At 57.0% G+C, this 20692-nt stretch carries 19 protein-coding genes; 6 read left to right on the top strand and 13 right to left on the bottom strand.

The window, feature by feature from the left end; translation table 11 throughout:
• Window positions 1-161: 161 nt before the first annotated feature.
• From nirB to ACWKX3_RS15605, 4 genes are all read left to right on the top strand, one after another.
• Complete coding sequence (gene nirB / locus ACWKX3_RS15620; RefSeq protein ID WP_088209215.1) at window positions 162-2705, top strand: nitrite reductase large subunit NirB; 2544 nt, start codon at window positions 162-164, stop codon at window positions 2703-2705.
• Window positions 2702-3028 (top strand): nitrite reductase small subunit NirD, encoded by a 327-nt coding sequence (gene nirD, locus ACWKX3_RS15615; protein WP_006177864.1) that lies wholly within the window; start codon window positions 2702-2704, stop codon window positions 3026-3028. Before nirB ends, nirD begins: the two co-directional genes overlap by 4 nt.
• Window positions 3029-3163: 135 nt before the next feature.
• A complete protein-coding gene (gene cysG, locus ACWKX3_RS15610; RefSeq protein WP_042321622.1) occupies window positions 3164-4537 on the top strand; it encodes a siroheme synthase CysG in 1374 nt (457 codons plus the stop codon).
• 145 nt (window positions 4538-4682) lie between these two features.
• A complete protein-coding gene (locus ACWKX3_RS15605; RefSeq protein WP_020884583.1) occupies window positions 4683-4853 on the top strand; it encodes a YhfL family protein in 171 nt (56 codons plus the stop codon).
• A gap of 67 nt (window positions 4854-4920) precedes the next feature.
• Here ACWKX3_RS15605 and trpS read toward each other — a convergent pair whose 3' ends face one another.
• The 12 genes from trpS to pilM form a co-directional block, all read right to left on the bottom strand.
• On the bottom strand, window positions 4921-5925 hold the full coding sequence (trpS, locus tag ACWKX3_RS15600) for a tryptophan--tRNA ligase (RefSeq protein ID WP_404600593.1): 1005 nt from the start codon (window positions 5923-5925) through the stop codon (window positions 4921-4923).
• The gene (gene gph / locus ACWKX3_RS15595; protein ID WP_006177868.1) at window positions 5918-6679 is read right to left on the bottom strand and encodes a phosphoglycolate phosphatase; all 762 of its coding nucleotides are present in this window, start codon (window positions 6677-6679) and stop codon (window positions 5918-5920) included. Before gph ends, trpS begins: the two co-directional genes overlap by 8 nt.
• The gene (rpe, locus tag ACWKX3_RS15590; RefSeq protein ID WP_006177869.1) at window positions 6672-7349 is read right to left on the bottom strand and encodes a ribulose-phosphate 3-epimerase; all 678 of its coding nucleotides are present in this window, start codon (window positions 7347-7349) and stop codon (window positions 6672-6674) included. The genes gph and rpe overlap by 8 nt, the downstream gene beginning before the upstream one ends.
• 41 nt (window positions 7350-7390) lie before the next feature.
• Complete coding sequence (gene dam / locus ACWKX3_RS15585; protein WP_006177870.1) at window positions 7391-8203, bottom strand: adenine-specific DNA-methyltransferase; 813 nt, start codon at window positions 8201-8203, stop codon at window positions 7391-7393.
• Between the two features lie 67 nt (window positions 8204-8270).
• A complete protein-coding gene (damX, locus tag ACWKX3_RS15580; protein ID WP_088209218.1) occupies window positions 8271-9572 on the bottom strand; it encodes a cell division protein DamX in 1302 nt (433 codons plus the stop codon).
• Window positions 9573-9664: 92 nt separating this feature from the next.
• Window positions 9665-10753, bottom strand: coding sequence for a 3-dehydroquinate synthase (gene aroB / locus ACWKX3_RS15575; protein WP_006177872.1), 1089 nt, complete (start codon window positions 10751-10753; stop codon window positions 9665-9667).
• Between the two features lie 57 nt (window positions 10754-10810).
• The gene (gene aroK, locus ACWKX3_RS15570; protein WP_006177873.1) at window positions 10811-11332 is read right to left on the bottom strand and encodes a shikimate kinase AroK; all 522 of its coding nucleotides are present in this window, start codon (window positions 11330-11332) and stop codon (window positions 10811-10813) included.
• Between the two features lie 286 nt (window positions 11333-11618).
• A complete protein-coding gene (hofQ, locus tag ACWKX3_RS15565) occupies window positions 11619-12857 on the bottom strand; it encodes a DNA uptake porin HofQ (RefSeq protein ID WP_454542059.1) in 1239 nt (412 codons plus the stop codon).
• Window positions 12799-13164, bottom strand: a complete 366-nt coding sequence (locus ACWKX3_RS15560) for a HofP DNA utilization family protein (protein ID WP_236347705.1) — start codon at window positions 13162-13164, stop codon at window positions 12799-12801. Before ACWKX3_RS15560 ends, hofQ begins: the two co-directional genes overlap by 59 nt.
• Window positions 13154-13462, bottom strand: a complete 309-nt coding sequence (locus ACWKX3_RS15555; protein ID WP_236347708.1) for a HofO family protein — start codon at window positions 13460-13462, stop codon at window positions 13154-13156. Before ACWKX3_RS15555 ends, ACWKX3_RS15560 begins: the two co-directional genes overlap by 11 nt.
• A 150-nt stretch (window positions 13463-13612) precedes the next feature.
• A complete protein-coding gene (locus tag ACWKX3_RS15550; RefSeq protein ID WP_101738416.1) occupies window positions 13613-14116 on the bottom strand; it encodes a PilN domain-containing protein in 504 nt (167 codons plus the stop codon).
• The gene (pilM, locus tag ACWKX3_RS15545; protein WP_454542058.1) at window positions 14113-14889 is read right to left on the bottom strand and encodes a pilus assembly protein PilM; all 777 of its coding nucleotides are present in this window, start codon (window positions 14887-14889) and stop codon (window positions 14113-14115) included. The genes ACWKX3_RS15550 and pilM overlap by 4 nt, the downstream gene beginning before the upstream one ends.
• Before the next feature lie 120 nt (window positions 14890-15009).
• Here pilM and mrcA point away from each other — a divergent pair, with 120 nt between their 5' ends.
• Window positions 15010-17562, top strand: a complete 2553-nt coding sequence (mrcA, locus tag ACWKX3_RS15540; protein ID WP_006177880.1) for a peptidoglycan glycosyltransferase/peptidoglycan DD-transpeptidase MrcA — start codon at window positions 15010-15012, stop codon at window positions 17560-17562.
• Between the two features lie 79 nt (window positions 17563-17641).
• Here mrcA and nudE read toward each other — a convergent pair whose 3' ends face one another.
• Window positions 17642-18202 carry an ADP compounds hydrolase NudE gene (gene nudE, locus ACWKX3_RS15535; protein WP_006177881.1) on the bottom strand — a complete coding sequence of 187 codons (561 nt, stop codon included), beginning with the start codon at window positions 18200-18202 and terminating at the stop codon, window positions 17642-17644.
• A gap of 326 nt (window positions 18203-18528) precedes the next feature.
• On the opposite strand from nudE, the gene ACWKX3_RS15530 reads away from it, so the two are divergent.
• Entirely contained in the window at window positions 18529-20667 is a 2139-nt protein-coding gene (locus ACWKX3_RS15530) for an intracellular growth attenuator family protein (protein ID WP_058609484.1), read from the top strand.
• Window positions 20668-20692: the final 25 nt, after the last annotated feature.

The following is a 20692-nucleotide window of genomic DNA, read 5'->3' as shown; positions in this document are numbered from 1 at the left end:
GACGACCGTGAAAAGCCTGCGATTTCCACAACTTATAAAAAACCTGACAAATCAGCGATCTACCCACTAGGTGGTAGGTTAAGGCGTATTTGATTTGCATCAATAAGTGCCCCTGCTGAATCGTTAAGGTAGGCAGTAATAGAAAAGAAATCGAGGCAAAAATGAGCAAAGTCAGACTCGCTATCATCGGTAACGGCATGGTCGGTCACCGCTTTATTGAGGATCTACTCGATAAAGCTGACGCTGACCGTTTCGACATTACCGTGTTCTGTGAAGAACCCCGCAAGGCGTACGACCGTGTGCACTTGTCTTCCTACTTCTCCCATCATACCGCCGAAGAGCTCTCTCTGGTGCGTGAAGGTTTCTACGAGAAGCATGGCGTGAAAGTGCTGGTGGGCGAACGCGCTATCACCATCAACCGTCAGGAAAAAGTGATCCACTCCAGCGCCGGACGCACGGTTTTTTACGACAAGCTGATTATGGCGACTGGCTCGTATCCGTGGATCCCGCCAATCAAAGGCTCGGAAACACAGGATTGCTTCGTTTACCGTACCATCGAAGACCTCAAGGCTATCGAAGCCTGCGCGCGTCGCAGCAAACGCGGTGCGGTCGTTGGCGGCGGTCTGCTCGGCCTTGAAGCCGCGGGCGCGCTGAAAAACCTCGGCGTTGAAACCCACGTCATCGAATTTGCCCCGATGCTGATGGCAGAACAGCTGGACCACATGGGTGGTGACCAGCTGCGCCGTAAAATCGAAAGTATGGGTGTGAAGGTTCACACCAGCAAAAACACCAAAGAGATCGTTCAGGAAGGGACCGAAGCGCGCAAAACCATGCGCTTTGCCGACGGCAGCGAGCTGGAAGTGGACTTTATCGTCTTCTCCACCGGTATTCGCCCGCGCGACAAAATGGCGACCCAGTGTGGTCTGGCCGTGGCACAGCGCGGCGGGATCATGATCAACGACTCCTGCCAGACCTCTGACCCGGATATTTACGCCATCGGCGAATGCGCCAGCTGGAATAACCGCGTGTACGGCCTGGTCGCACCTGGCTACAAAATGGCGCAGGTCGCCGTTGACCATATCCTCGGTAATGAAAACGCCTTCGAAGGCGCAGACATGAGCGCCAAGCTGAAGCTGCTGGGCGTGGATGTGGGCGGTATCGGCGATGCGCACGGCCGCACCCCGAACTCCCGCAGCTATGTGTACCTCGACGAAAGCAAAGAGGTCTACAAACGCCTGATCGTAAGCCAGGACAACAAAACCCTGCTCGGCGCGGTGCTGGTGGGTGACACCAGCGATTACGGTAACCTGCTGCAGCTGGTGCTGAACGCCATTGAACTGCCGGAAAACCCGGACGCGCTGATCCTCCCGGCTCACGCCTCCAGCGGTAAGCCGTCCATCGGCGTGGATAAACTCCCGGACAGCGCGCAGATTTGCTCCTGCTTCGACGTCACCAAAGGCATGCTGGTTGCAGCCATCAACAAGGGCTGCCACACCGTCGCCGCGCTGAAAGCTGAAACCAAAGCCGGTACCGGCTGCGGCGGCTGTATTCCACTGGTGACGCAGGTTCTGAACGCAGAGCTGGCGAAACAGGGTATCGAAGTAAATAACAACCTATGCGAGCACTTCGCTTACTCTCGCCAGGAGATTTATCACCTGATCCGCGTGGAAGGCATTAAGTCCTTCGACGAGCTGCTGGCAAAACACGGCCAGGGTTACGGCTGTGAAGTGTGTAAACCGACCGTCGGTTCCCTGCTGGCCTCCTGCTGGAACGAATACGTTCTGAAGCCGGAACATACTCCGCTGCAGGACACCAACGACAACTTCCTGGCGAACATCCAGAAAGACGGCACCTACTCGGTGATCCCACGTTCAGCCGGGGGCGAAATTACACCGGAAGGGCTGGTCGCCGTGGGCCGTATCGCCCGCGAATTCAACCTCTACACCAAAATCACCGGCTCTCAGCGTATTGGCCTGTTCGGTGTGCAGAAAGACGACCTGCCGGAAATCTGGCGTCAGCTGATTGAAGCGGGCTTCGAAACCGGTCACGCGTATGCTAAAGCGCTGCGTATGGCGAAAACCTGCGTGGGCAGCACCTGGTGCCGCTACGGCGTGGGCGACAGCGTGGGCTTCGGCGTGGAACTGGAAAACCGCTATAAAGGTATTCGTACCCCGCACAAAATGAAATTCGGCGTCTCCGGCTGTACCCGTGAATGTGCGGAAGCGCAGGGTAAAGACGTAGGTATCATCGCCACAGAGAAAGGCTGGAACCTGTACGTCTGCGGTAACGGCGGGATGAAACCTCGTCATGCGGACCTGCTGGCAGCGGATCTCGACCACGACACGCTGATTAAGTACCTCGATCGCTTCATGATGTTCTACATCCGCACTGCCGACAAGCTGACCCGTACCGCCTCCTGGCTGGACAATCTGGAAGGTGGCATCGACTACCTGAAGTCGGTCATCATCGACGACAAGCTGGGCCTGAACGACCATCTGGAAGAAGAGATGGCGCGCCTGCGCGAAGCGGTGATCTGCGAGTGGACCGAAACCGTGAATACCCCGGCGGCGCAGACGCGCTTCAGACACTTTATCAACAGCACCCAGCGCGATCCGAACGTACAGGTCGTTCCTGAGCGTGAACAGCATCGTCCGGCAACGCCGTACGAACGTATTCCGGTGACTCTGGTGGAGGAAAACGCATGAGCCAGTGGGTAAATATCTGCAGCATTAACGACATTCTGCCAGCAACCGGCGTCTGTGCGCTGTTAGGTCACGAGCAGGTCGCCATTTTCCGTCCTCGCCACGATGAACAGGTTTTTGCCATCAGCAATATTGACCCGTTCTTTGAGGCCAGCGTCCTGTCCCGCGGTATCATCGCGGAACATCAGGGCGAACTGTGGGTCGCCAGCCCGTTGAAAAAGCAGCGCTTCAACTTAAAAGATGGACGCTGCATGGAAGATGAGAGCCATTCTGTGAAGCACTACGACGCCCGCGTGAAGGACGGCATGGTGCAGCTAAGAGCCTAACCTCCAGCCTTTTCAATAGGAAAGGCTTATGACCCCTTATGGGTAACGGCAGGAAAAACCGTATGTTCTGTACGATCCCTGCTGTTATCCTGACCTCAAATTCTCCTCCTCCCCTGAATGCTGCGAGGTAATGTCGTGGATCACCTGCCGATTTTCTGTCAATTACGCCATCGCGACTGCCTGCTTGTCGGCGGCGGTGACGTGGCCGAGCGCAAAGCGCGCCTGCTGTTAGAGGCCGGTGCCCGGCTGACCGTCAACGCCCTCGCCTTTGCGCCGCAGTTCGACGTCTGGGCGCAAGAAGGCATGCTCACCCTTGTCGAGGGCGAGTTCGACGAATCCCTGCTTGATACCTGCTGGCTCACCATTGCCGCAACCGACGATGACGCCGTTAACCAGCGCGTCAGTGATGCCTGCGAAACGCGTCGAATTTTCTGTAACGTGGTGGATGCGCCGAAAGAAGCCAGCTTTATCATGCCGTCGATCATTGACCGTTCCCCGTTGATGGTGGCCGTGTCGTCCGGCGGCACCTCCCCGGTTTTAGCGCGTCTGCTGCGTGAAAAGCTCGAGTCGATTCTGCCCCAGCATCTCGGCCAGGTGGCGCAGTATGCAGGCCAGCTGCGCGCCCGCGTGAAGAAAACCTTCGCGACCGTAGGCGAGCGCCGCCGCTTCTGGGAAAAATTCTTTGTGAATGACAGGCTGGCGCAGTCGCTGGCTAATCAGGATCGCCAGGCCGTTGAAGAGACCACTGAAACGCTGCTTACCGAGCCGCTGGATCATCGCGGTGAAGTGGTGCTGGTAGGCGCAGGGCCGGGCGATGCAGGCTTGCTGACGCTCAAGGGGTTGCAGCAGATCCAGCAGGCGGACATCGTGGTGTACGACCGTCTGGTCTCGGATGACATCATGAACCTGGTGCGCCGCGACGCCGATCGCGTGTTTGTCGGCAAACGCGCGGGCTACCACTGCGTACCTCAGGAAGAGATTAACCAGATCCTGCTGCGCGAGGCGCAAAAAGGCAAACGCGTGGTGCGCCTTAAGGGCGGCGATCCGTTTATCTTTGGCCGCGGCGGCGAGGAGCTGGAAACGTTGTGCAACGCGGGCATTCCGTTCTCCGTGGTGCCGGGCATTACGGCAGCATCGGGCTGTTCGGCCTATTCCGGTATTCCCCTGACCCACCGTGACTACGCCCAAAGCGTGCGGCTGGTGACAGGCCACCTGAAGACCGGCAGCGAGCTGGACTGGCACAATCTGGCCGCAGAGAAACAGACGCTGGTGTTCTATATGGGCCTGAATCAGGCCGCGACCATTCAGGCCAAACTGCTTGAGCATGGCATGGATGAAGACATGTCCGTGGCGCTGGTGGAAAACGGCACCTCCACGAAGCAGCGCGTGGTGAATGGCGTCCTGACGCAGCTCGGCGAGCTGGCGCAGCAGGTTGAAAGCCCGGCGCTGATTATCGTTGGTCGGGTGGTTGAGCTACGCGACAAGCTGAACTGGTTCTCAAATCACTGACGCACACTCCCCCTTTACTGAGTAGTCCTTAACCGGACTACTCCCCTCTTACCGCTATCGATAACATACCGCCCGCAAAATGGAACTTTTCCATTTATTCCCTCGTTTCACTTCAATTTATCGTTTTTGAGTACAAGGAATAAGTATGTTTAAGCTGGCAAAGGCCGCCGTTCTGGTAGGCATGTTATCGACGCTGACCGCCTGCACAGGTCACGTTCAAAATACCAAAAATAACTGCAGCTATGATTACCTGCTGCACCCGGCGATCTCTATTTCCAAGATCATCGGTGGCTGTGGCCCGGCGGCACAGCAGTAAGCATTTTTCAGGCGTAAAAAAACCGGGAATTTCCCGGTTTTTTTGTTTGGATCCCGGCACGACAGGATTAAGGCTTACCTACAAACCCAATCGCCTGATACACCGCTTTCAGTGTCTCTGACGCGCGCGCGCTGGCTTTTTCCGCGCCATCCTTCATCACCTTCTGCAGGAAGGGTTCATCGTTGCGGTAGCGGTTATAGCGCTCCTGCAGCTCGGTCAGCATACCGGAGACCGCGTCCGCCACTTCGCCTTTCAGGTGGCCGTACATCTTGCCTTCGAAGTGCTTCTCCAGTTCAGGGATGCTTTGACCGGTCACGCCGGAGAGAATATCCAGCAGGTTAGACACGCCCGCTTTGTTCTGCACGTCGTAGCGCACAACAGGTGGCTCGTCGGAGTCGGTCACCGCACGCTTGAGCTTTTTCACCACCGATTTTGGATCTTCCAGCAGGCCGATAACGTTGTTGCGGTTATCGTCAGACTTGGACATCTTCTTGGTTGGCTCCAGCAACGACATCACGCGCGCGCCGGATTTCGGAATAAACGGCTCTGGCACTTTGAACACGTCGCCATAAAGCGCGTTGAAGCGCTGGGCGATATCGCGGCTCAGCTCCAGGTGCTGCTTCTGGTCTTCACCTACCGGAACCTGATTGGTCTGATACAGCAGAATGTCGGCCGCCATCAGTACCGGATAGTCAAACAGGCCGGCGTTGATGTTTTCAGAATAGCGGGCAGATTTGTCCTTGAACTGCGTCATACGGCTCAGTTCGCCGAAATAGGTGTAGCAGTTCAGCGCCCAGCCCAATTGCGCGTGTTCCGGCACGTGAGACTGCACGAAGATGGTGCTTTTTTCCGGATCGATACCGCATGCCAGATAGAGTGCCAGCGTATCCAGCGTGGCTTTGCGCAGCTTCTCAGGATCCTGACGCGCCGTGATGGCATGGAGATCCACGATGCAATAGATGCAATGGTAGTCGTCCTGCATGCTCACCCACTGACGTAACGCACCCATGTAGTTACCAATGGTCAATTCACCGGACGGCTGTGCGCCGCTAAAAACGATGGGCTTAGTCATTTTTCAATTCCTGATGTTCACTGTGCGAAAGCCCGAGTGCGGGCAATAAATCTTTGAAACGATCGAATACAACGTCCGGCTCACTCAGCGTAATCGCCTCACCGTAGTTGTAGCCATAGGTTAATCCGACGCACGGACAGCCTGCCGCTTTGGCGGCCAGAATATCATTGCGCGAATCACCGACAAAGAGCAGCTCCGCAGGTGTTAAGGATAATTTTCCTGCCACCAGCAAAAGCGGTTCCGGATGCGGTTTTTTGTTCTGCACGTCATCGCCGCCGACAATTACCGAGAAATACTTCGCGATATCCAGCGCCTCAAGCAGAGGTGCGACAAACGGCGTAGGCTTGTTGGTTACCAGCCCCAGCGGAATGCCTTTAGCATGCAGAACACTCAGCGTTTCCGCGACGTCCGGGAACAGGAAGCTGCCCTCTTCGACGGTCTCTTCGTAGAAACGATCGAACAGTTTGCGCAGAATACGCTGCTGCTCTTCCTGCGGAATATCAGTGTGATCGACGCTCGGTTTACCCTGTGCGGAACGCTGTGACGCACGCTCCTGGCGCGCCCAGGTCAGGGCGCGTTCCATCAGCACGTCCGCGCCGTTGCCAATCCACGTCACAACGCGATCTTCGCCCGCAACGGGTAATTCAAGGGCATACAGCGCCCGATCAACCGCGCTGCTTAAGCCCGGCGCGCTGTCGACCAGCGTGCCGTCGAGGTCAAATGCTACACCCCGGGTTGCCTGCAATTTATCCATGACTTACCTTCGCCAGTTCACTGCGCATTTCATCAATGACTTTTTTGTAATCCGGCTGGTCGAAGATGGCCGAGCCTGCAACGAACATATCTGCACCCGCCGCCGCGATTTCACCGATATTGTTCACCTTCACACCACCGTCCACTTCCAGGCGAATGTCATAGCCCGACTCATCAATACGGCGGCGCACTTCACGCAGCTTGTCGAGCGTGTGCGGAATGAACGACTGACCGCCGAAACCCGGGTTAACGGACATCAGCAAAATCACGTCCAGCTTGTCCATTACATGGTCGAGATAGCTCAGCGGCGTGGCCGGGTTAAACACCAGACCGGCTTTACAGCCGTTCTCTTTAATGAGCTGGAGCGTGCGGTCAACGTGTTCAGAGGCTTCAGGGTGGAACGTAATGATGCTGGCACCCGCGGCCGCGAAATCAGGCACGATGCGGTCGACCGGCTTTACCATCAGATGCACGTCAATCGGCGCGGTAATGCCGTAGTTGCGCAGCGCCTTAAGCACCATCGGGCCGATGGTCAGATTGGGAACGTAGTGGTTATCCATAACGTCGAAATGGACGACATCCGCGCCGGCCGCAAGGGCGCTGGCGGTATCTTCACCCAGGCGGGCAAAATCGGCCGACAGAATTGAGGGAGCAATCAAAAACTGTTTCATCCGCTTCTCCTTGAAATGTGTTTACCGGCGGGCAAAACGGCTCAGGGTCGATACAGAGCCAGGAGTTCGTCCACCTTTTTACGCGTGCCGCCATTGCTGCTAATGCTGCGCCGCACCTTAACCTGAAAATGTTTCGCGGCTTTGTACCATTCGCGCGTATCAGGCGTGTCGTGATTCGAAATTAACACCGGAATTCTTTTGCTGACCAGTTTTTCCGCCATCTCCGCCAGACGAGCCTGTTCAGCCGGGCTGAAGCTGTTGGTGTGATAGGCGGTGAAGTTTGCGGTGGCAGACAGCGGCGCATAAGGCGGATCGCAATAGACCACCGAATTGACGTCAGCGCGATCCATACACTCCTCATAAGAGAGGCAGTGGAACTCCGCGTTCTGCGCTTTTTCAGCAAAGTGGTACAACTCAGCCTGCGGGAAATAAGGACGCTTATAGCGGCCAAACGGCACGTTGAATTCACCACGAAGATTATACCGGCACAGGCCGTTGTAGCCATGACGGTTGAGATAGAGGAACAACAGGGCGCGACGGAACGGCTCCTGACACTGGTTAAACTCAGCGCGGAACTGGTAGTAGACATCCGGGTTGTTGTTTTCAGGCGTAAACAGTTTACGCGCCTCATCCACGTACTCGTCGGTACGCAGTTTTACGATGTTATAGAGACTGATCAGGTCGCTGTTGATATCCGCCAGGATATAACGCGAAAAATCGGTATTCAGGAACACCGATCCCGCCCCCACAAAGGGCTCGATAAGACACTCGCCTTTTGGCAGGTGTTTTTTAATATCGTCGAGCAGGGGGTATTTCCCCCCTGCCCATTTCAGAAAAGCGCGATTTTTTTTCATGCTGACTAACTGGTTACACCTTCTCCGGCTGTGGAGAAAGCTCCGACAGCATCCTGCGCTTTAAACATTACTTCAGATCGGCCTGGACCTGATGAATTGGCTTCGCCCATGGGTTTTTCGCCTGAACATCGGCTGGCAGTGATGCAACGGCACGTTTCGCTTCATCTTTCGATGCGTAAACACCGCTCACCAGGACATACCATGGCTGGCCATTACGGGTCGTCTGATAAACCACGTAGTTTTTCAGATTTGATTTTTTCGCCCAACCGTTGAGGTTGTCGTAGTTCGACGAGCTGCTCAGCTGCAGGGTGTAATTGCTGGAAGGCGCAGATTTCAGAGAACCCACATTACCCGCCGTTTTACCCGATGCACCCGTAGACGCTGTCGCAGCCGGTGCGGCTGTCGCCGCAGGTGCCGTGGTCGTCGCCGTCGCTTTCGGTGCAGTCTGCGTCACTGGCGCTTTTGCCGGTTCGCTTGCCGCTGCCGTTTCTGTGCGTTTTGGCTGAGCCGGTGCCTTCACTTCAGGCGCTTTTGCAACGGTCTGAGGCTTAGTTTCACGTTTTGGCTCAATCACCGCCTGCTTACGTTCCTGACGCGGCGCGGTCTGCGTTTGCGTATGCGTCTGCGTCTGGCGCGGTTTGGTTTCCGTCGCCGCAGTCTGCTGCTGAGCATTACCGCCGCGAACAGGTGCAACGGTCGCAGGCTCGGTTGGCAGCGTAGAGTTAACCACTACGTTGTTCACCTGCTCCTGATTCTGGGGCTGCGTCAGCGCATTATTCAGGTCGCCCTGAACCTCAACACGCTGCTGGCCTTCCGGCGCAATGACCGTCTGGCCCTGAGTCGGCGTCGAAGAGACCGGCGGCAGAGAGACATCCTGCGGATTACCCGCAGTCTGCTCGGCAGACGTCGTGCCCGGAGCAGGCTGCGCGCCATTGGCCTGATCGGCAGCATCATTGCCTGAAAGGTTGATGCTCTTCTCAGTGGACGCGGTTTGCTCGCCTGAGTGGGTAGACGGTGATTTTAGCGCGGAGCCGATGCCGATAATCAGCAGCAAGAGCACCAGTACGCCAAGTCCCATCATGATGTACTGACGGGAAGCGGGTTTTGCCGCCGCCGCTTTTTTACGTTTACGCGGGCGACGCTCTACAGGCTCTTCGTCCATTGAATCTTCTTCAGACTCGTAATCTTCTTCTTCTCGCTCATCGCGTGCGTTGCGGCTGCGCGAAGGACGACGATCGTCTGCATCCAGATCGACATCGTCAAAATTGATCTGCGGCTCGTTATCACGTTCTGAAGATTGACGAGAACGACCAGTACGACGATCGCTGGGATCGGGTTTCAGCTCGTCTTCTGGTTTGAATTCATCCATTTAACACCCCACTCAAAGGCTTATGCCAACGTCTTTGCATTTCACCTGAAGCTAAACGACCACCTGTTACGGCGGCCTGACCTTTCTAGTTGTTAGGCCTGCTGGCAATCAGCCACAGCGCCAAGAACCACGTCGTGCGACACTCCGCCGCGTACTTCACTCTTCCCTATTGCAAGCGGGAGTACAAGACGCATCTCGCCTGCCAATACTTTTTTATCGCGCATCATGTGGGGTAAATACGCCTGTGCAGACATCTCCTGCGGACCGGTTACCGGTAAGCCTGCGCGTTCAAGCAGTGCGATGATACGCGCCGTCTCTTCCGGTTTGAACTGGCCCAGACGTTCAGATGCCCGCGCGGCCATCACCATTCCGGCAGCCACCGCTTCGCCGTGAAGCCAGTTGCCATAGCCCATTTCGGCTTCAATGGCGTGACCAAACGTATGCCCCAGATTCAGTAAAGCACGTAAGCCGGTTTCACGCTCGTCAGCTGCCACCACTTCTGCTTTCAGCTCACAACAACGGCGGATACAGTACGCCAGTGCCTGCCCGTCAAGGCGTAGCAAGGCGTCCATATTCTCTTCCAGCCAGTTAAAGAACTCGCCATCAAGAATAATGCCGTATTTGATCACTTCTGCAAGGCCAGACGCCAGTTCACGTGCAGGCAGCGTTTTCAGACAGTCGAGATCCACCACCACCGAGGCCGGCTGGTAGAACGCACCGATCATGTTTTTGCCGAGCGGATGGTTAACGGCCGTTTTGCCGCCAACGGAGGAGTCGACCTGAGACAATAACGTGGTGGGGATCTGAATAAAGCGCACGCCACGCTGATAGCTGGCGGCCGCAAACCCCGTAAGATCGCCGACAACACCGCCGCCCAGGGCAAGCAGTGTGGTGTCGCGACCGTGCGGTTTTTGCAGTAATGCGGTAAAGACGGTATCGAGCACCGCCAGGCTTTTATACTGCTCGCCATCGGGCAGAATCACACTGTCGACCTTTACGCCCGCCTGCTCAAGCAGGTGACGCACACGGTCGAGATAAAGCGGAGCCAGCGTCTCATTGGTGACCAGCATCGCCTGATCACCCGCTTTCAGTGGCAAGAAGGAAGCTGGGTCGTTAAACAAACCAGCCGCGATGGTGATAGGGTAACTACGTTCCCCGAGAGTAACTGTAATCCTCTCCATGACGCGACATCCACCTTAAATGCTTTTACCCGCAGGCGAGTGTATATAAAGCCAGAATCAGTTGCTTTCCAGCATATTAATAATCTGGTTTGCAACCACTTTAGCGCTCTGATCGTCAGTACGAATGGTAACATCCGCAATCTCTTCGTACAGAGGATTGCGCTCACCGGCCAGGGCTTCCAGAACTTCGCGTGGCGGCGTTTCAACCTGCAGCAACGGGCGCTTTTTATCGCGCTGCGTACGTGCCAGCTGTTTTTCGATGGTCGTCTCAAGATAGACCACAACGCCACGGGCGGAGAGACGGTTACGGGTTTCGCGAGATTTCACAGAGCCGCCGCCAGTCGCCAGCACGATGCCCTGTTTTTCCGTGAGTTCGTTGATCACTTTTTCTTCTCGGTCACGGAAACCTTCTTCGCCTTCTACATCGAAGACCCAGCCCACATCCGCTCCGGTTCGTTTCTCAATCTCTTGATCAGAATCGTAGAATTCCATATTGAGTTGTTGAGCTAACTGACGCCCAATAGTGCTTTTGCCGGCACCCATAGGCCCAACCAGAAAGATATTGCGTTTCTCTGCCATTTTTTCGGTACTACTAAGACTATTCGTTAATGGTAATCCCCGCTTCGAAGACACCCAGCGTAGCGGGACATGAACTGAAACCTCATATGCAATAGAGCGAGAGTCAGACTAAAAATTATCTCAATACTCCGGCTTGTTTGGCAACTGATTAAATCACCGTTCCAAACGCATAAGGTAATAAGACGTAAGTCCGATTCAAATCGGTACTCCTTGTATGCTAATTCATGCCCCACGTCAAACATCTGCAACAATCTGTATGCAAAATCATTGCGGGGATCGTCGCCCATCAGTGAATGCCAACCAGCCGTGGCGTAATAAACACCACCAGCTCCCGCCGCTCGTTATCCTTCCCGTCATGGCGAAAAAGTTGTCCAAGCCAGGGGATGCGCCCCAGCCCCGGCACGCTATCGCTGCCGGTTTTATTTTTTTGCGAGAAAATGCCGCCCAGCGCCAGGGTTTCACCGCTTTTGACCTCAACCTGAGTTTCAATCTCCTGTTTATCGATAGCCAGCGTTTCGCCATCAGCCTGCTGCAGCACTTGCCCTGGCATATTTTCGCTGATGTGTAATTTCAGCCGCACGCGTCCTCCCGGCAGCACCACCGGCGTCACCTCCATACCGAGCACCGCCTCTTTAAACTCCACCGACGTTGCCCCGCTTTCACCGCTGGAAACCTGATAGGGGATCTCACTGCCCTGCTTGATGCTGGCTGGCTGCATGTGCGACGCGAGCAGGCGTGGGCTGGCGATAATATCGACCTGCTGTTTCTGCTCAAGGGCCGACAGCTCCAGATCCAAAAGCCTGCCGTCGATGCGCCCGATATTAAACCCCACGTGCGTCGTGGCGTTGGCAACCGACAGGTCCGCGCCCAGCGCCGTCACCTGCCCGACCCGCCCCGCCTCTGACGCCTCAGCAAGGTTCCACTTTACGCCCAGCTCGCGAAGGCTTTTTTCATTGATGGTCACAATGTGTGCCGCCAGTTCCACCTGGTCGATCGGCAGGTCCATCTGCTCGGCCCAGCGCACGAGCGTATCCAGTACCGTCTGGTTATCCCTTACCAGCAAGCGGTTGGTTCGCTTGTCCACGGAAAGGCTGCCCTTCGGGCTGAGCAGCTTTTCCGCGGCTTTCTGTAGCTCCCCGGCATCCGCATAGGAAAAAGAGATGCCGTGAGAGACCAGCGGCGCGTCGAGCTGTCTCTGGGCCTGCTCTTGCGCCTTACGCGTTTGCTGTGCCTGCTGCCAGGCTGCCGTATGGACATAAAAAATCCCGCCCTCCTCCCGCAGGACAAGCCCGGCGCTATTCACCACGGTTTGCAGCGCCTTGCGCCAGGGGACGCGCGTTAAGCTGAGCGAAAGCGAGCCATTTACATCAGGCGACACCACCAGATTGCGGTTCTCCTGCGTCGCCAGCGCCTGCAGCACCTGAACCACAGGAACCTCATCCAGCACCAGCGTGACCGGTTTTGGCTCAGCGGCCCACAGCGATGCGCTGAGGGCCATTAACAGCAGGGCTGTCCTTATCTTCATGCTTTTTCGTTCCTTCTCGTTGCCATGTCCATTGCCGAGGGTCACACGTTTCGCCAACCTCAACGGTCAGTTGCTGTTCATCCATTGCCATCACCCGCCATCCGGGAAGCAATCGCTGATCCTGCTTCACACGATGCCAGCGCTGTTGCCCGTCCTGCATAAAACCCACGTCGTTCACCTTTCCCTGATAGCGCCATTGCGGCAGTTGCCCGGTAAGACAGGTGTCTGGCGGGGGCTGGAACGGATCGCGCATGCCCGTGAGGCACACCAGCGAGGCAACAATCATTAACCGCATGCTATGCCCCATGTTCCAGCTCCATCCGCAAGCGCAACCGGCCTGATTCGGCCGTTATCACGAAGGTGCCGATCCTGACGTTGCACTGTTCCAGCTGCGCAAAGATGCCGGGGATCGCCGCCCAGTCGGCGTCAAGCTCCAGCTCCCCGCCGTGCGAAAGGGGCTTCCAGTGGACCAGTCGGGTGCCGTTGGCCTGAAAATCCAGCGGTGAAAATGGCCTCACCGCAGGGGCAACCGGCTCCTCTGTTTCGGTCGGGATTTTTCTCACAGCAGCCCACAGCGAGGCGTTGGTACGCCCCGCGACACTCACCTGATGTTGTGCTTCGGCGATCTGTTCCGCCACTGGCCGCAGCAACGCGGCCCAGCCGATCGCCACAAGCGCAGTACTGCACAGCGCCCAGCAGAGCACCCGCAACCACGGAGGGCTTGTACACCAGCGTTCAACCAGCCTCTCCACGCGCTACCCCTGATGTTTCAGCTGAAAGGTAAACGCCCAGCGGCCCTGCTTATCCTGCTGCAACGCCCCCACGGTGCCGGGGCTAAACCCGTCCACGCGCCCGAGTGCATCCCGCATCGCCGTCAGGGCCGGAGCCGTAGTGGCATAACCGGTCAGCACCAGCCCCGGCGGCTGATAGCGCAGCTCCGTGAGCCACGCCTGCTCCGGGATCTGCGCCGACAGCGAGGTCAGAACCGGTCGCCACGCCACCCGGGGCGCGGCTTCCGGTACCGCCGCGCGTTTTTGCGCAGCCTGCCACGCCAGCTGGCGGGCTTTCAGCGTCTGCTCAACCGCGTGTATACCCGCCCATTCACTTTGTCGCGCGCGCAGGGCCAGGAGCTTATCTACCCGCAAGGCTGACAATGCCGTCAGGATCATCACCAGCGAGCCCGTAAACATGACGCCCCATAAGCGCAGGCAGCGCGTCCGGCGATACTGCCGCCAGGGTAAAAGGTTTGCCGGGATCATGCGGGCACCTCACTCATCGCCAGCGCCAGGGCGACGGTAAAATCCGCACCGTTTTCGGGTAAGGGGGGCTGGCAGCGCGTTAGCGTTTCCCAGGGATCGCGCGTCGCATCAAAGAGCGCGATATCCGATGCAGAAAGCGCCAGCAGCGCGGCCAGCCCGGAGATGTCGGCCGCGTCATCAATCGGACGTCGTCCCCACTGGTGGCGCATCGCCCACAGCCACTGGCTTTCATCCCGCCAGGCCACGCACGAGGCGGGGGCCACCGCCGGGAGAAAGTTTGCCAGCGCGCCCGCATCGGGCGTAATGGCCACCAGGCGCAGCTGTAGCGCCTTCGCCAGCGCCAGGAGCGTTGCCACCTCTTTGTTTTGTGCCGCCGTGACATGCCAGGTGCTGCTGAAAGTGTCCTGAGAATAATCGAAGCACAGCGCGTCGGCTGACATCTCCAGCTCGCGCGACAGGGCAGAGCTGACCCAGGAGACCTGCTCGCTGTCGCAAAGCGTCAGGGTGGGCCGGGGAAACGACCGTTGCAGCGTTCGCGCTGCGGGAAAGGCGAGGAAAACCTGGTGGTAATGCGGTAACGTTCGCCGCCAGTCGCGTAGCGCGTCAATCAGCTGGTCAGGCTTGTGAATTTTGCCCTCGCTGATGATGCCTTGCGCCAGTGGAACGGCCCACCAGCGCCGTAAACGCCAGTCCGTTTTCTCGCGCACCAGTGCAACAATCATCACCTTATCTTGTTGAATATGAACGCCCGTTTGCCATGTATTGAAAGCCATGCTTCACGATCTCCTTATCGCCCGTCAGGTTGACGGCTATATCAATGAATCAGGCTTGCCTTTATACTACCGCGCGATTGTTTAGAAACTGCCCAAGTGAAACCAAATGGGAAATCTCCGGTGAAGTTCGTAAAGTATTTATTGATCCTTGCAGTCTGTTGCATTCTGCTGGGAGCAGGCTCGATTTATGGTTTGTACAAATTTATTGAGCCGCAGCTGCCTGATGTCGCCACGCTTCGCGATGTGCGTCTCCAGATCCCAATGCAGGTCTATAGCGCCGATGGCGAGCTCATGGCGCAATATGGCGAAAAACGCCGTATCCCGTTGACCTTAAACCAAATTCCGCCCGTCATGGTGAAGGCCTTTATTGCCACCGAGGACAGCCGTTTTTACGAGCACCACGGTGTCGATCCGGTGGGGATTTTCCGCGCCGCCAGCGTCGCGCTGTTCTCCGGCCATGCGTCGCAGGGGGCGAGTACCATTACGCAGCAGTTGGCGCGTAACTTCTTTCTCAGCCCTGAAAAGACGCTGATGCGTAAGATTAAAGAGGTGTTCCTCGCCATCCGCATTGAGCAACTGCTGAGCAAAGATGAGATCCTTGAGCTTTACCTCAACAAGATCTATCTGGGCTACCGCGCCTATGGCGTGGGGGCGGCGGCGCAGGTCTATTTCGGTAAGCCTATCGAGCAGCTTACCTTAAGCGAAATGGCGACTATCGCGGGCCTGCCGAAAGCGCCTTCAACGTTTAACCCACTGTACTCACTTGAACGTGCCACGGCGCGTCGTAACGTTGTGTTGTCGCGTATGTTGAGCGAAGGCTATATCAGCCAGAACGAGTATGACCAGGCGCGCAGCGATGCTATCGATGCCAACTACCATGCCCCGGAGATCGCGTTTTCCGCGCCGTATCTCACGGAAATGGTTCGCCAGGAAATGGTCAGGCGTTACGGTGAGAAAGCCTATGAAGATGGCTATCGCGTTTACACCACGGTGACCCGCAAAGGTCAGCAGGCGGGGCAGCAGGCGGTGCGTAACAACGTGATGGATTACGACATGCGCCACGGCTATCGCGGTCCGTCGAACGTGCTGTGGAAAGTGGGCGAAAGCGCATGGGACAGCAAAAAAATCACCGACTCGCTGAAATCGCTGCCGACCTACGGCCCGCTGCTGCCTGCGGTTGTTACCCAGGCCGATCCGCAGGAAGCGGTGGCCATGCTGGCCGACGGTACCTCGGTATCGCTGCGCATGGAGGGCATTCGCTGGGCACGACCGTACCGGTCTGACACCCTGCAGGGGCCAACGCCACGTAAAGTGACCGACGCCGTCCAGACGGGTCAGCAGATCTGGGTTCGCCAGGTGGGTGATGCCTGGTGGCTGGCGCAGGTGCCGGACGTGAACTCCGCGCTGGTGTCAATCAATCCTCAAAACGGTGCGGTTATCGCCCTGGTGGGCGGGTTTGATTTCAACCAGAGCAAGTTTAACCGTGCCACCCAGGCACTGCGTCAGGTTGGCTCGAACATCAAGCCGTTCCTCTACACCGCGGCGATGGATAAAGGCCTGACGCTCGCCAGCATCCTCAACGACGTGCCGATTTCCCGCTGGGATGCCGGGGCCGGTTCCGACTGGCAGCCGAAAAACTCGCCGGCGCAGTATGCAGGCCCTATTCGCCTGCGTCAGGGGCTGGGACAGTCGAAAAACGTGGTGATGGTACGCGCGATGCGCGCGATGGGCGTTGATTATGCCGCAGAGTATCTGCAGCGTTTCGGCTTCCCGGCGCAGAACATCGTTCACACTGAATCACTGGCGCTGGGATCAGCCTCGTTTACCCCGCTGCAGGTTGCCCGCGGGTACTCGGTGATGGCAAACGGCGGGTTCCTGATCGATCCGTATTTCATCAGTAAAATTGAGAACGACCAGGGCGGCGTTCTGTTCGAAGCCAAACCGAAAATCGCCTGTGCCGAGTGCGATATTCCGGTGATTTACGGCGATACGCCGAAGTCGAACGTGCTTGAGAACAAGGATATGGAAGATGTGGCTATCTCTCAGGAGCAGCAGAATTCAACCGTACCGCAGCCGCAGCTGGAGCAGGCCAACCAGGCGCTGGTCGCGCAAACCGGCGCGCCTGAGTATGCGCCGCACGTGATCAACACTCCGCTCTCATTCCTGATTAAGAGCGCGCTGAACACCAACATCTTCGGTGAGCCAGGCTGGCAGGGCACCGGCTGGCGTGCAGGGCGCGATTTGCAGCGCCACGACATCGGCGGGAAAACGGGGACCACCAACAGCTCGAAAGACGCATGGTTCTCCGGTTACGGCCCGGGCGTGGTGACTTCCGTCTGGATCGGCTTTGACGATCACCGTCGCGATTTGGGCCGCACCACCGCTTCCGGCGCGATCAAAGATCAGATCTCCGGTTATGAGGGCGGCGCGAAAAGCGCTCAGCCAGCCTGGGATGCATTCATGAAAACCGTTCTGGAAGGGGTGCCGGAGCAGCCTCTGACGCCACCACCGGGCATAGTGACGGTTAATATTGACCGCAGCACCGGGCAGCTGGCGAACGGCGGCAACAGTCGTGCAGAGTATTTCATCGAAGGCACCCAGCCAACCACGCAGGCGGTGCATGAGGTGGGTACAGAGCTGATTGATAACGGCGAGACGCACGAGCTGTTTTAAAAAATAAAATGCCCGATGAAAATCGGGCATAACATCGCAGGCCGGGTAAGGCGACGCCGCCACCCGGCTTTTTTATGGGCTACAGCCGCCCCTGTCCTTTCAGCCATTCCCGCACCAGGAACAGCGCACTCACGTTACGCGCTTCGGTAAAGTCCGGCTCTTCCAGCAGATCCATCAGATGCGCCAGCGGCCAGCGAACCTGCGGCAACGGCTCAGGCTCGTCCCCTTCCAGCCATTCCGGGTAGAGGTCTTCCGCCACCACAATGTTCATTTTGCTGGAAAAGTAGGACGGTGCCATGCTCAGTTTTTTGAGGAACGACAGCGCGTTTGCGCCAAAACCCGCCTCTTCTTTTAGCTCGCGGTTTGCCGCTTCAAACACCGACTCGCCCGGGTCAATCAGCCCTTTCGGGAACCCAAGCTCATAGGATTCCGTTCCCACAGCGTATTCGTGGATCAAAATCAGATGATCGTCAACGATGGGAATGATCATCACCGCTTCGCGCGATGACGGGCGCATACGTTCATAAACGCGACGCACACCGTTGCTGAACTCCAGGTCCACGCTTTCGACATTAAACAGACGCGATTTCGCGACCGTTTCAACGTGCAGAATGGTGGGTTTTTGTAGTGGTTTGCTCATCTTGATGGGTCTTTGCTGTGTGATCTGGCTTTATTGTGCGATATGCCGCACGGTTTCGGCAATGTCAATTGTTCTTTATTTACATTCTTGCAACGTAAAAGGATGTGGTTCTCAATTCAAAAGAAAAGTCAAGAGGTTGAAATGTTTCCAGGAATTTGCTGATATCGCGCCATGGCAGGCTTTGCTATCATCATCGATCACTGGGATGCGCTTCAAAATGCTCAAGTTCGACTCCTTACTTGCCGATAGCCAACCACAGACTCTGTTTCATTTTTAAAGGTGCAACTGACTACACCTGTAAGAAAATTAAGTAAGATGGGGAAAGCATGAGCACCATTTTGATTTTTCTCGCTGCTATGCTGGCCGGCGCAATGATTGCAGGGTGGCTATACAGGCGTCGCGTACATCGCCGATATCGGCTGCCCTTCCTGAACGCTTTTGCTGGCGCGACCACGCGTAAGCTGTCGCCAGAAGAACGCAGCGCAGTTGAACAATACCTTGAAACGCTTAATCGCTCTCAGCAGTCGCCCGGGCCGACGGGGGCGACTGCCGCGCCGGTATCGCTCAACCTGAACGCGCAAAGCGACACGGTGCTGTGCGTGACGCGTTCCATTACCCGCTATGGCATCACTACCGACGATCCCAATAAATGGCGCTACTACCTCGACTCGGTTGAGGTGCATCTGCCGCCTTTCTGGGAGCAGTACATCAACGATGAGAACAGCGTAGAGCTGATCCATACCGACGCCCTTCCGCTGGTGATTACGCTTAACGGCCACACCCTGAGCGAATACGTTCAGGAAGCGCCGCGCTTTGCGCTGGAGCGTGCAAGCTCCACGCAGGCCTCGATTCGGGGTGAAGAGACCGAGCAGATTGAGTTGCTGAACATCCGTCAGGAGACGCATGAAGAGTACGCCCTGAGCCGCCCGGATGGCATCCGCGAAGCGGTGCTGATCGTGGTCGCGTTCCTGCTGTTTTTCTTCTGCCTGCTCACGCCCGACGTGTTCGTGCCGTGGCTCGCCGGTGGGGCTATCCTGCTGCTGGCCGCCGGGTTATGGGGCCTGTATGCCCCTCCCGCGAAAACTTCGCTGCGTGAAATCCACTGCCTGCGCGGAACGCCAAAGCGCTGGGGGTTGTTCGGCGAGAACGATCAGGAACATCTCAACAATATCTCGCTTGGCATTATCGATCTGATCTACCCACGCCACTGGCAACCGTGGATCGTCCAGGATTTAGGCCATAAAACGGATATTGATATCTACCTTGACCGCCACGTTGTGCGCCAGGGGCGGTATCTCTCCCTGCATGATGAAGTGAAAAACTTCCCGCTTCAGCACTGGTTGCGTAGCACGGTTATCGCCGGGGGGGCCGCACTGGTCTTCGCGATGCTGCTGCTTTTCGTTCCGCTGGATATGCCGATCAAATTCACCCTGTCGTGGTTTAAAGGGGCGCAAACCGTCGAAGCCACCAGCGTTAAACAGCTGGACGACGCGGGCGTGCGCGTCGGCGATACGCTGCGTCTGAAGGGAACCGGGATGTGTAATATCCATGCGCCGGGCGCGTGGAACACCCGTCAGAATTCACCGTTTATGCCGTTCGACTGTTCGCAAATTATCTGGAACGACGCGCCTCCCCTGCCGTTACCGGAATCGGATATCGTCACCAAAGCCAATGCGCTCACCCAGACGGTTAACCGCCAGCTTCACCCCAAACCGGATGATGATTCTCGCGTCAGTCCGGCGCTGCGCTCGGCAATTCAAAAATCCGGCATGGTACTGCTCGATGACTTCGGTGAAATCGTGCTGAAGACAGAGGATTTGTGTTCCGCTCAGGACGAGTGCGTACGCCTTAAAAACGCCCTGGTGAACCTGGGTAACAGCAAAGACTGGGATGCCCTGGTGAAACGCGCCGAAGCGGGACGGCTGGATGGCGTCAACGTGCTGCTGCGCCCGGTCAGCGCCGAGTCGCTGGACAACCTGGTGGCAACGTCCACCGCGCCGTTCGTGATGCGCGAAACCACCCGTGCGGCGCAGGCGCTAAACAGCCCGGCACCGGGCGGCTTTGTTATCGCCAGCGATGAGGGCAGCGACCTGGTCGACCAGCCTTATCCTCAAGTCTCTCTTTACGACTACCCTGCTCAGGAGCAGTGGGGTGAATTCCAGCGGCTGGCGCAGATGCTGATGCAAACGCCGTTCACCGCAGAAGGGATCGTGACGGGGATTTATACCGATGCCAACGGCACGCGTCATATCGGCCTGCACCGCATGCCGGATAGCGCCGGGTTATGGCGTTACATTGGCACCTCCCTGCTGATGCTCACGATGCTGGTGTGCATTATTTGCAACGGCTATCTGGCGGTACGCCGCTATCAGCGCTCGCGTTCGCGTCTGGCCGACATCCAGCAATATTATGAAAACTGCCTTAATCCTCAGCTTATCTCCGCTCCCGAGAGCCTGATCGGATAACGTCACCGCGCGACAAGTTATGCTA

The sequence above is a fragment of the Enterobacter sp. UPMP2052 genome, assembly GCF_053709675.1.
Note: the sequence above shows the minus strand (reverse complement) of the source record. Positions and strands in the feature narration are given on the sequence as shown.